The organism is Mycobacterium sp. 852002-51613_SCH5001154 (genome assembly GCF_001667425.1).
GTDB lineage: Bacteria > Actinomycetota > Actinomycetes > Mycobacteriales > Mycobacteriaceae > Mycobacterium.
In genome coordinates this window covers 1-12,149 of record NZ_LZII01000064.1, presented here as the reverse complement: position 1 = coordinate 12,149, position 12,149 = coordinate 1, and the positions used below count along the sequence as shown (strand labels likewise).

Sequence of the window (12,149 nt, the reverse complement as noted above, 5' to 3'; positions counted from 1 at the left end):
TTGGGCCGCCCGGTGGGCGCCGACGGGGAGCAGACGCGTGCGCGGATCATCGTCGCCACGATGCGGTGTGTGGCCACGGTGGGGTACTCCCGCGCCACCATCCGTGAGATCGCCCGCACCGCGGACGTCACCAGTGCCAGCCTGTACAACTACTTTCCGAACAAGGCCGAGTTGATCAAGGCCGCGATCGCGGCGCGCACCGATGTCGCATTGCCTCGGCTGCGGGCGGCCGCCGCGGGTGCCGGGACCGCCATCGATCGCATCGAGGCGGTGCTCGACGAATCGGGCCGGCTCATGCGCGAGTACCCGGATCTCGCCGCCTTCGAGTGGGTGATCCGCGCCGAGGGGGTGGCCGACGTCGATGCGCGGGTCGCGGGTGGCGCGCGGTTTCAGGCATTCCGAGAGATCATCGAGGGCGTCGTCGATGACGCCTTTCGGCAGGGCGAGCTCGCGCACCGGCCGGATCGGGACAGCATCGTCGAAGCCGTCTACGCGCTCATCTACGGGTTGACCGAGCTGGCGGCCACGTCGCCACCACGGGGCTACCACGCCGCGCTGGACTCCGCCAAGAAAATGATCCGGGGAACGCTGTTCGCTCCGGGTGAGCCGGGATAGCCGCAGGCAGAAGACACGGGGCGGCCGACGCCGGCCTTGATACGATCAAGCGATTGATTATATAGTCGGGGCCACGAGAGGAAGCCTGGCCGTGACCGAAACCGCTGCCGTGACGTTCGACGTCGACGCGCTGCGACGCAAGTACGCCGAAGAGCGTGCGCGGCGATTGCGCCTGGACGGCATCGCGCAGTACGTGGAGATGGCGGGCGCGTTCGCCCACTTCGCCGAAGACCCCTGGGCCGATGGGCAGTTCGATCGCGACCCGTTGACCGACGAGGTGGACGTCGCGGTCATCGGCGCCGGCTTCGGTGGGCTGTTGACGGGGGTCCGGCTGCGCCAGCTCGGCGTGCAGAGTGTGCGGCTGATCGACCGGGCCGCCGACGTGGGCGGCACGTGGTACTGGAACCGGTATCCCGGCATCGCGTGCGACGTCGAGTCGTACGTGTACATGCCGCTGCTGGAGGAGCTCGGCTACGTTCCCACCGAGAAATACGCCAAGGGGCCGGAGATCTTCGCCCATTGCCAGCGCATCGCCCGGCACTACGACCTGTACCGCGACGCGTGCCTGCAGACCGATGTGCGTGAGATACGTTGGGCAGCAGACGAATCGCGGTGGATCATCCGTACCGACCGGGGCGATGAGATGCGGGCCCGGTTCGTGTCCATGGCCAACGGCTATCAGGCCAAGCCCAAGCTGCCCGGCATCGAGGGCCTCGGCGCGTTTCGCGGCCACGCGTTTCATACCAGCCGGTGGGACTACGCCTACACCGGCGAGCACCTCGAACGGCTTGCCGACAAGCGCGTGGGCATCATCGGTACCGGCGCGACGGCGATCCAGTGCGTCCCGCACCTCGCCCGGGCGGCGCAGCGGCTCTACGTCTTCCAGCGCACGCCGTCATCGGTGGACGTGCGGGCCAACCGCGCCACGGATGCGCAGTGGGCCAGCACATTACGGCCGGGTTGGCAGCGCGAACGCATCGAGAACTTCCAGATCCTGACGGCGGGTGGCCAGGCCGACGAGGACCTGGTCGCCGACGCCTGGACGAGCATCACGCGCAAGCTGCCGGTGATGCGTCATGACGGGGACGGCGCCGTGGACCCGGCGCAGCGCGGCCGCGACATCGAGATCGCGGACTTCGCGAAGATGGAGGAGATCCGGGCGCGGGTCGAGGGCATCGTCACCGATCCGGCCACCGCGGAAGCGCTCAAACCGTGGTACGGGTATTTCTGCAAGCGGCCCTGCTTCCACGACGAGTATTTGCAGACGTTCAACCGCGCGAACGTCACGCTGGTCGACACCCGCGGCCGCGGCGTGCAGCGCATCACCGAGTCGGGTGTGGTCGTCGACGGTGTGCCCTACGAGCTCGACTGCCTGATCTTCGCAACGGGTTTCGAGGTGGGCACCGACTACTGCCGGCGCACCGGTTTCGAGCTGATCGGCCGAGACGGAGTGCCGCTGACCGAGCACTGGCGCGACGGGGTGCGCACCTTTCAGGGCCTGTGTACGACGAACTTCCCGAATTGCTTCATCGAAAGCATCGCGCAGGCGGGCCTGACGGTGAACTTTCCCTATCTGCTGGACGTGCAGGCGACCCACGCGGCGTGGATCATCGCCTGGGCGCTCGAGCGCGGCGTCACCGAAGTCGAGGCGGCGCCCGCCGCCGAGTCCGACTGGGTCGACACCGTTGTCACCCGCTCGGCCGCGAGCGCCGAGCGCGCCCAGACCTGCACGCCCGGCTACTACAACCGGGAGGGGAAGGCGGACAACAAGACTCGGCAGGGCAGCTTCTTCTTCGGCGCACCCACGGAGTACGCCGACATGCTGCGCGCGTGGCGGGCCGGCGGTGGACTGGATGGCTACCTGATTCGCGGCGGCGAGGCCGGACCATGACCAGTCGGCAGGCCCGCTGGCGCTACGGTGTCGGCCGGTTGCGGGCGGCAACCCGGCGCCGGCGCCCACCGAAGGTGGCCATCATCGGCGCGGGCTTCGGTGGCCTCGGAGCCGCCGTCGCGCTACGCCGGGCCGGCATCGACGATTTGGTCATCATCGAGGGCGACGACGGTGTCGGCGGCACCTGGCGCCGCAACACCTATCCGGGCGCCGCGTGTGACGTGCAAAGCCACCTGTATTCGTTCTCGTTCGCCCCCAACAGATCCTGGAGCCGGACCTACGCACGGCAACCCGAGATCCTTGCCTACCTCGAATCCGTCGCCGACGACTTCGATCTGCGGCGCCACCTGATCTTACGGACTTACGTACGGCAGGCGAGATGGGACGAGGGCGGCCGGCAGTGGGATTTGCAGCTGCAGCAAGCGAATGGCGATACCGTTACCACGTTGCGTGCCGATGTGGTGGTCAGCGCTGTCGGCCTGTTCGGTGCTCCCAGACTGCCAGACATCGAGGGCCTCACCGGCTACCGCGGCCACTTGATGCACACATCGGCGTGGGATCCGGGGGTGGACCTGTCCGGCCGGAAAGTCGCGGTGATCGGCACCGGCGCCAGCGCAGTGCAGGTGGTGCCCGAACTCGCTCGGATCGCCACCGGTGTGACCGTGTTTCAGCGAACGCCCCCATGGATGGTGCCCAAGGACGACCGTGCGTTCAGTGCTCGGGAGCTGGCGAGGTTTCGCCGACAGCCGTGGGCGGCTCGCAGGGAACGGTGGCGAATCTGGAAGCAGTTCCACGACTTCGCCGGAAACGCCGTCGAAGACCCACAGGTGGCAAATCGATCACGGGTCGCGTCATCGTTCTTGGAGCGCACCGTTGCCGACGAGCGGTTACGCCGCGCGCTGACGCCCGACTATCCATTCCGCTGCAAGCGAGTGCTACTCGGCGACGACTACTATCTGGCGCTACAGAAGGACCACGTCGATCTGGTGACCGAACCGATCGCGCGAGTCACCGAGACGTCGGTCGAGACCGTCAGCGGCGAATCGGTGGCCGCCGACGCCATCGTGTGCGCCACCGGATTCCAGACCAGCCGCTACCTCGCCGGCATCGAGGTGATCGGACGGGGCGGTCAAAGCCTGCACGAGCGCTGGGGCGACGACCCGTGCGCCTACCTGGGCGTCGCGGTCAGCGGTTTCCCGAATTTCTTCATGCTCTACGGCCCCAACACCAACCAGGGCGGCAACTCGATTGTCTACATCCTGGAGGCCGCCGCGCGTCTGGTTGCCAGTGCGGTCAGCCGGGTGGCGCGCAAGGGCGGCTATGTCGATGTCCGTCCGGAAGCCGAAAAGCGCTACAACGACCAGCTTTCCGCGGACCTGGAGCACACCATCTGGACCCGGTGTGACAGCTACTTTCGCTCGCCCACCGGTCGCATCGTCACCCAGTGGCCCTACACCGAGCTGGAGTACGCCCGCCGGACCTGGCGGCTCCGGTCGCGGGACTGGCTACTGGCCCAGGCCGAAGTCGATGACGCCGCGGATCAGGCGGCCGGCGGTCAGGTCGGCGTAGGCGTCGTTGATGTCGTCGAGCCGGTAGCGTTCGGTGATCATCTCGTCGAGGAGTAGCCGACCCGACTCGTACAGCGTGGCGAGCAGCGCGATGTCGCTCTTGGGATTGCACGAGCCGAACACCGTGCCGCACAACGTCTTGTTCATCAGGATGAAATCCTGCAGGGCGACGGCGATCGAGGCCGTAGCGGGCGCCGGGAGCCCGGTCAGCACGCACGTGCCGCCCTTGCGGGTGAGCGCCAGTGCCGTCCCGACATCGGCCTCGCCGATCGTGGTGGGGGAGACCACGACCGCATCCGCCATCACGCCGCGGGTCAGGTCGCGCACCAGCTCGAGCGCGTCGGTCGCCGTCGCGGCGACGTGGGTCGCGCCGAAAGTCACTGCGGAGGTGCGCTTGAAGTCGCTCACGTCGACCGCGACGATCCGCGCGGCGCCGCTGATGCGGGCGCCCTGAACGGCCGCGGTGCCGATCCCGCCGGCGCCGATCACCACCACCGTGTCGCCACCCCGCACCCCGGCACGCCGGGCGGCCGACCCGTACCCGGTGGGCACCGCGCACGCCAGCAGCGCGGCGGGCACCAGCGGAAAGTCCGGGTCGATCTTGACCAGCGAATTCGCCGCCACGACAGTGTGTTCGGCGAATGCGCCGATCTTGGACACGTGGCCGAGGTCTCGCCCGTCGACGGTGTGATGGCGAAAGGTGCCGTCCGTCGGCATGCCCGGCGCCAGGGTCCCCGACCCCGTGTCGCACAGATACTCCATCCCCGAGGCGCACCAGCGGCACTGCCCGCAGACCGCGACGAAGGATGTCACCACGTGGTCGCCCGGCGCGAACCCGGCGACGCCCGGCCCCACGTCGACAACCACACCAGAGCCCTCGTGCCCGCCGATCGTCGGCGACATGGCGGGTAATCCCAAGGCACGCAACGTCTCCGGCGGCGCGGCCAGCTTCCCCTGCCGGATGTGTTCGTCGGAGTGGCAGAGCCCGCAGGCAGCCAGCCGCACCAGCACCTCGCCCGCCTTCGGCGGGTCCAGCTCGAATTCCTCGACGGTCCAGGGACGGCCGTAGTCGTAGAGGATGGCCGCGCGGCTTCGCATCGACTCGTGCCGCCTTTCTGCCGGAGTGTTCGAGTGGGGCCGCGCCGGGCAAGTCGCTACCGGGCGGGGTCCGCCGCGACCTCGATGTCGCCGGCCGCGGCCGCGGCCTTCAACTGGTGGAAATCGTCGAGCGACTTGTCGGCGTAGGCGTAGCACCATTCGGCCACCGCGGATTGCACGATCTCGCCAGAGCCAACATATCCGCGCAGCAACGAGGCGTTCGCACTCTGGGAATGGGCCCGGGCCAACAGCACCGCGCAGGCGGCGACGTAGTCGCTGAACGTGGGGGCCGCCATGCCCTCGGTCTCGATCGTGCCCTTCATGTCGTGGAATTGCCGGACGTAGTAGTCGCGGCCGTCCTTGCGGGTCGGCCCGAGAAACACGTCCGACATCGCCTGCAGAATGCGCTGCCCGTCGACGACGCGCATGCCCTGGCCCTTGGCCTCGATGGCGGCCGCCAACATGCGCGGTTGAGGCCAGCCGCCGTATTCGTCGAGCACTGACCGGGTCGCCTCCTTGATCTGCAGGATGAGCGGTGTGCCGTTGGGGCCCACCAGGATGACCAGGAAGCACCGGGTGCCGACGCTGCCGACGCCAACCACCCGCAGCGCCACGTCCGTGACGCGAAAGTGTGACAGCAGCAGCGCGATGTCGGCGGGAACGGTGGTCAGGTACTCCTGAATCGACTCCACCAGAACGGCTTCGGCGTCCTCGTCGAGGTGCTGCAGGACCGGTGGCGCCTCGCGCAGGCGCGGCGTCCCGTCGGCGCCGACCTCGGTGAGCTGCCTGAAGAGCCGCGCCGATGTCCGGCTGCGAGCCCGGGATGTCGTCTTTTGAATCACGCCGAGCAGGCCCTTGGATACCGTCCCGGCGTGGCGTTCCGGCTCCACACGAAGGTAGTAGCGGTCAAGGACGTCCATCGCGAGCATGGACTGCAGGCTGGACTGGTAGCCGGCCAGCGCCTGCCCGACGCAGCGGCGGATGGCCTTTGCGGGATAGCCCGCATGGCGCCCGCCGACGATCGCGCTGGTGATCAGGCGCTTAACGTCCCATTCGGCCGGGGCGACGGCTGCCTCGTCGAAGTCGTTCAGGTCGAACACTATTGAGCGATGCGGCGCCGCGTACATGCCGAAGTTGGACACGTGAGCGTCGCCGCAACACATCACTTCGATCCCGCTCGAGGGGCTGGCGCCCAGGTCGGCGGCCATCACCGCGGCCGAGCCGCGGTAAAAGGAGAACGGGTCGGCGAGCATCCGGGCGAACCGCAGCGGGACGAGTTCTGGTACCCGATCGGCATTTTGAGCCACCAGGATTTCGGTGGCCGACTTTTCGGACGGGGTCAGCTGTGCGAGCGTGCGCCGTGGCACGGTCTTGCGCAGCGCGCGGCCGCGCGCCTCGTCCTGGTCCGGAACCTCGAGATCGATCAGGCGTTCACGCAGCACCGGTTGTGGCATCCGCTCAGCATAGGTAGCGCGGCCGCGCCGGCGGCGGGCTTTGCCGCTGAAACGAGTTGGTGTCGGGGGATCCGGTGTCAACCGGTGGCGGCGGCCACCCGGGCCCGCTCGATCATCGAGGCGACCAAGCCTCCGTCGTTGAGGATGTCGGTACCGGTCAGGTAGCCCGCCCTATCGCTGGCGCAGAACGCGAGCAACTCGGCCATCTCCTCGGGCTTGCCCCACCGCGGGACCGCGGCGTTGGTGACAAGCGCGCCGGCGCCGGCCTGCTCCTCGAGCCGGCCCATCTCGGTGTCGACCGACCCCGGCGAGACAGAGACGATGCGCAATCCACGCGCATTGAATCTCTCGGCCTGCGACTGGCTGTACCACTTCACAAAGCTCTTGCTGACGGCGTAGGCGAGGCCGGACCGCGCCTCCTCGGGCGCGATGTTGCAGGTCGTCATCATGGCCCCCATGAAGGCGTCGGCGTCCTGCAGCGCCAGCGGGAATTGGTCCACCGGAACCATTTCCGCCGGGAGCAGGTGAGCCGCCATCGACGCCACGTTGACGATCACGGCGCCCTCGCCGGCCGCCGCGTAAAACGCCTCGTTGACGTTGAGCGTGCCGAGGGCGTTCGTCCGCATGACGTAGTCGGCAGGGCCCATGCTCGGGCTCACTCCCGCGGTGTGGATGACCGACGCGAGCGTCCCGAAGCCCTTCGCCGTTTCGAGCAGGCCGGCGACCGCACCCGAGTCGGTGACGTCACAGTCGACGGCCGTTGCGGTCATCCCGAGCTCGTCCAGGGTTGTGGCCGCAGCCTTCAGCCGGTCCTGCCGGACGTCGCAGAGGACCACCGCATGGTCGCGGCCGACGATCTTGGCGGTGGCCTGGCCCATGCCGCCCGCCCCGCCCGTGATCACCGACACTCGATTCATACGTGGACGGTATACGGCGAGCGTTCGTCGGCGATCAAGGGTCCGGCACGGGATGGTGGGGGTGACCGCTGTGCCGGATGGCCTTCCCGTAGAACGGCGCCCGGACGGTGGCCGCCAGGTGACGGCGGTATCGGATCAGCGCGACGACGGCCACCGCGGTGTAGACGCCGCAGAGCAGCAGCCGGCCGTGCGTCGAGGCGATGGGGAATTGCACGACGAACAGGCCCAGCAGGGTGCATGCGGCGGCGCGCTGGAAGCGCAGCGCCAACAACAGCGCCACTCCCATCATGGTTTGGGTGGCCGTGAGCAGCACTTCCTCCACCTGACGGGGATCGAGCTGGAGCGAGAACCCGCCCCCGCCCAGCAGGTGGGCGATCGGCAGCGACCCGATCAGCAGCGTCCACTGGTTGACCTTGGAGGAGATCAGGGTGGCGATGGCCGCCGTGCCCTTGCCCCGGGCGGCGAAGATGGTCGCCACGATGAACTCGGGGGCCTCGGAGGCAAGCGGGGCAAGCCACTGGACCAGCAGGAACTTGTCGATGCCCAGCTCGGTGCCCGCGGCGACCAAGTTGTCGGCGAACGGTTTGGCGCACAGCAGAATCACCGCGCCGGACGCCAGGAAGAGGCTGACAACGACGATGCGCCGACCGCGATCGGGTAGCTCGCCCAGGGCGGCCGCGGTCCCGATCAGGTCGGGCTCCTCCACGTCCCCGTGGCTGACCTTGTAGAGGTAGAAGCCGAACCATGCCAGCAGCGCCAACCCCAGCCCGAAGTGAATTTGGCCGCTCGCCGGTATCGCGAACGCGATGATGCCGGCGATCAACAAGAATCCGAGTTCGACGCGGTTGGTCGGTTGCAGCGCCAGGCCGGTGGCCTTGCCGGAGCCGGCCTTGCGCGCCACCAGGATGCTGACCAACACCACGACGGGCCAACCGAGACCCATCAGCAGCCGGTTGGACCCGGTCATGTTGGCGGCCGCGTATCGCGTGTAGTCCGGGTTGTGGCCGGACACATACGCGTAATACAGGTCGACGGCGTACTCGGGCAGCACCGCGATGAGCGCCAATACCGCCGTTGCCAGCCCACCGGAGACATCGATCTGCGCGGCTTCGGCTGCCCAGGCCAGCAGGAAGCTGGCCGACACCACCGCGGCCCCGAAGATCAGCAGCGCGACGATCGGGTCGGGGCGCAGGCCGGCGAGTCGCGTCACCACCGCCGGGACGACGAATGCCGTGGTGATCAGTGCCGAACGCGCCAGGGTGCGACGCCGCGAGCGTTCTGCCGTCGCGACCGCGGTCGCGGGCCTGTCTGTGGCGAGCATCGTCATCCTTCGATATGGAGGGGTGGCGACTGAGGCGGCTACTCCGGATGGGGCAGCCGTGCCGAACGATTACTCAAGTTACCCGCGAAGCACGTCGCCAGCAACGTCGCTGCTCGGCTTAGCGCCCCCGTATCGGAGGATATCTTTGCTGGACAACGGGCCGTAGCGGGAAAGTTAGGGTGTCCTGATTCCGAAGTTTGGCAAACCCTTTTGGCGCACAAATCGCCGCTACGCAGTACGACGCCTTGCGAGCCGGGGACGTTCCCGCTACTTGTCCGGGCCCATGGCCGCGGCCGCGGCTTGGGCGAACAGTTCGACGGCTTGGTTGCGGGTTAGCGACGCCAGCATTTGCTCGGCGGCGCGCATCATGTCGCCGACCATCAGGGTCGGCCCGTTTCCGAGGTTCTCGAACGCCTCCGCGATGACGTCGGCCACGGCGGCCGCGCCCGGCGGCACCTCGTCGAGCGAACCGATCTGGCCGCGGCTGTGCTCGAGTTGCCGCAACGCGGGCGTGTCGGTCTTGCCCAGGATGAGGCCGAGGACGTCGACGCCCTTGTCGTGCAGCTCGGTCCAGAGTGCCTCGGCGAAGACCATGTCGAACGCCTTCGAGGCGCCGTAGGCGACCATGTTGGCCCCGCCTGCCAGGCCGGCGCCGGACCCGAAGAGCACGATCCCGCCGCGGCGCCGCTCGACCATCCCGGCCGCGAAGTGGTGGCACAGCTGCATCGGCACCATGCAGTTGCGTTGCACCATCGCCTCGGCGGCTTCGACCGGATTGGCCAGGAACGGCTCGAAGTTCGGGTCCGCGCCGGCGCAGTACACCAGGAGGCCCACCTCCAGGTCGCTGGTCGCCGCGGCGACGGCCGCCGCCGCACCCGGTTCGACGAGATCAATGGCGAGGGTCCGCGTTGACGCCGCCGTATCCCGCTCGATCTGGGCCGCGACTTCGTCGAGGACGGCCTGCCGGCGGGCGATCAGCACCACATTGATGCCCCGCTCGGCGAGCCCGCGCGCGAACGCCGCGCCCACCCCGTCCGAGGCGCCGGCCACCAGCGCCCACGGCCCGTACTTGGTTGCGAACGTCATCTAGGACCCCCCGACCGTCGTCAGCCGTACCTGGGTGTAGCGCCGGCGGGCGATCCGCCAGCCGTCCGCGGTGCGCACGATCTCGTCGTCGTAGAAACCGATCGCATTGACACCAGAGTTGTTGTCGCCGGCCATGATCAGCCCGTCGATATAGGTCCGCGCCGTGGCCCGGTCGCCGTCGACCGTGATGGCCTGGTTGGTCAAGCGGTGCAGCGTGTGCCCGGCCAGCGCGTGCACCCGCTCCATGAAATCCGCGACGGCGTCGACTCCGGTCCACGACCCGATCTCGCCGTAATCGAGCTCGCAATCCGTGGTGAACACGGTCCGAAACAGCGGCCAGTCGCGCCGGTCTATCCCGGTGGCGTAGCGCACCAGCAGCTCCGAGATGTCTTGGCGGTCACCACGTTCGGTCATGGCAGGTCTCCGTTCGGGTAAACCGCGATCCGCCGCGGGTCGCCCCTTAACGCCACCGCACGCAATGCGCTACTCTCTCGGATAGTCGAAGAAAAACCTCGAAAATATTCATCTCACTCTAAATCGTGTGGCAGAGGAGTCAAGCCATTCGCGGATCGACGTCTGCGCCGACCGCCCGGGTGCTCGACGTGGTCGAGCTCCTGGCCCGGTCCGGGAATGCGCGGCTGCGGTTCTCCGACATCGTGCGCGAGCTCGGGCTCACCCAGGCGACCGCACACGCGATTCTGAAGACGCTGTGCGACCGGGGATGGGCCAGCCGCGATCCGGTCGCCAAGACGTTCACCCTCGGCCCGGCGTTGGCCGTCGTGGCCGCGCGGACGGACACCGCCCGGCCGCTCGCGCACGCGGCCCGTGCCGCGGCACTGCGGTTGTCCCGCGACGTCGGCCACGCCTGCTCGGTGGTCGAGCGTTTCGGAGATTCGTTGGTGGTCACCGCTTTTGAGGGCGAGCCCGCCACCCAGCCGTCCGGGATTCCGGGCGATCGGATTCCGTATGCCCCGCCCTTCGGGGTAGCGCTCGCCGCGTGGGACGACGAGGAGCAACAACGCGCGTGGATCCGCCGCGGTGCGGGCAACAATCCCGATCGCACCCGGCGGCTCGAACAGGTGCTGGAGCACACGCGCGAGCGCGGCTTCGACGTCGACTGGACGACGCCCGCACTGGCCCAGGCGGTGCAGGTGGTCGGCACACTCGACAGCGACGAGATGCCCACGCCGGTGCGGCGCATCTTGGATCAGTTGCTCGTCGAGTTCACCACCATCGGCTTCCTCTCCGACGACAACCCCGGGCGGCGCAAGCAACCCGTGGTGACCATCGCCGCACCGGTTTTCGAGGAAGGACACGTTGCGCTGATGGTGGCCGTCCATCCGCTGTGCCCGCTCTCGGCGCGGCAGATCAGGGTCATCGGCAAACGCCTGACCGACGAAACGACGGCGATCACTCTGCCTCCGCCGCGACCGGCCGCGGTCGACCGCGCCGTCTAGGCTCGGCGTATGGAACTGCGGCAGTTGCGCTACTTCGTGGCCGTCGCAGAGGAGTTGCACTTCGGCCGCGCCGCGCAACGCGTGCACATCTCCGGACCGGCCCTGTCGCAACAGATCATCTCGCTGGAGCGGGAACTGGGCGCCGACCTGTTCGTGCGGGACCGGCGGAGTGTTCGGCTGACCGAGGCCGGGCGGACCTTCCTTCCGGATGCGCGCCGAATCCTGTCTCTGGCCGACGATGCCAAGCGCCGGCTGCGGCAGGCGGCCGCGCGCAGCACGCCGGTGCGCCTGGGTTACGTCAGCTGGCTGCCCGAGGACGTCACCACGATGGTCGGGCCCGCGGCGGACGTGCGCCTCGACGAATGGGTGTTGCCCTCGCACACGCAGGCCGACCGCGTGGCCGAGGGCACCCTCGACATTGCGCTGGCATGGGTCACCGCCGGCCAGGTCGAGGAGCGCGGCCTTGCGGCGCATCTGCTGCGGACCGAGCCGCTGCATGCGGTCATTCCCGGCATCAGTTCGTCCGAACCCGTTGCCGCACAAAGGGTCAGCGTACTCATCGACGCAGACGAGTCGGCGTGGTCGTCGTGGAACCGGTACGCCAGGGAGTTCGCCGGCCACGCGGGCGCCCGCGTCGTCCACATCGACGACGGCGGCATCACCGGCGACGCGTTCTACGCGCACGTGCGCAGGGTCGGCGTGCCCGTGCTCGCCCCACCCAAGCGCCACACCGCGGCGGTGC

Annotated in this window: 11 protein-coding genes; 5 read left to right on the top strand and 6 right to left on the bottom strand. The window is 68.6% G+C overall.

The window, feature by feature from the left end; genetic code table 11:
* The 3 genes from A5750_RS17565 to A5750_RS17555 all read left to right on the top strand — a co-directional run.
* On the top strand, positions 1-615 hold a 615-nt coding region (locus A5750_RS17565), incomplete at its 5' end, for a TetR/AcrR family transcriptional regulator (RefSeq protein WP_197505455.1).
* A 91-nt stretch (positions 616-706) separates the two neighbouring features.
* Positions 707-2,506 carry an NAD(P)/FAD-dependent oxidoreductase gene (locus A5750_RS17560; protein WP_066949584.1) on the top strand — a complete coding sequence of 600 codons (1,800 nt, stop codon included), beginning with the start codon at positions 707-709 and terminating at the stop codon, positions 2,504-2,506.
* Positions 2,503-4,131: an NAD(P)/FAD-dependent oxidoreductase gene (locus A5750_RS17555; RefSeq protein WP_067264511.1), complete on the top strand. Its 1,629-nt coding sequence runs from the start codon at positions 2,503-2,505 to the stop codon at positions 4,129-4,131. Before A5750_RS17560 ends, A5750_RS17555 begins: the two co-directional genes overlap by 4 nt.
* Here the strand turns inward: A5750_RS17555 and A5750_RS25465 are convergent.
* The 6 genes from A5750_RS25465 to A5750_RS17530 form a co-directional block, all read right to left on the bottom strand.
* Entirely contained in the window at positions 4,012-5,172 is a 1,161-nt protein-coding gene (locus tag A5750_RS25465) for a Zn-dependent alcohol dehydrogenase (protein ID WP_156659301.1), read from the bottom strand. The genes A5750_RS17555 and A5750_RS25465 overlap by 120 nt on opposite strands.
* Positions 5,173-5,228: 56 nt before the next feature.
* Entirely contained in the window at positions 5,229-6,626 is a 1,398-nt protein-coding gene (locus A5750_RS17550) for a DUF2252 domain-containing protein (RefSeq protein WP_067264508.1), read from the bottom strand.
* 77 nt (positions 6,627-6,703) lie between these two features.
* Positions 6,704-7,543, bottom strand: a complete 840-nt coding sequence (locus A5750_RS17545) for an SDR family oxidoreductase (protein ID WP_082959140.1) — start codon at positions 7,541-7,543, stop codon at positions 6,704-6,706.
* Between the two features lie 34 nt (positions 7,544-7,577).
* Entirely contained in the window at positions 7,578-8,870 is a 1,293-nt protein-coding gene (locus tag A5750_RS17540) for a sodium:proton exchanger (RefSeq protein WP_067264505.1), read from the bottom strand.
* Between the two features lie 261 nt (positions 8,871-9,131).
* Positions 9,132-9,950 (bottom strand): SDR family NAD(P)-dependent oxidoreductase, encoded by an 819-nt coding sequence (locus A5750_RS17535; protein ID WP_067264501.1) that lies wholly within the window; start codon positions 9,948-9,950, stop codon positions 9,132-9,134.
* Positions 9,951-10,364 (bottom strand): nuclear transport factor 2 family protein, encoded by a 414-nt coding sequence (locus tag A5750_RS17530; protein WP_066949570.1) that lies wholly within the window; start codon positions 10,362-10,364, stop codon positions 9,951-9,953.
* A gap of 179 nt (positions 10,365-10,543) precedes the next feature.
* Between A5750_RS17530 and A5750_RS17525 the strand changes: the two genes are divergently transcribed.
* Positions 10,544-11,407 (top strand): helix-turn-helix domain-containing protein, encoded by an 864-nt coding sequence (locus A5750_RS17525; protein ID WP_066949567.1) that lies wholly within the window; start codon positions 10,544-10,546, stop codon positions 11,405-11,407.
* Between the two features lie 9 nt (positions 11,408-11,416).
* The coding region (locus A5750_RS17520) for a LysR family transcriptional regulator (RefSeq protein WP_067264499.1) at positions 11,417-12,149 on the top strand (733 nt) is incomplete at its 3' end.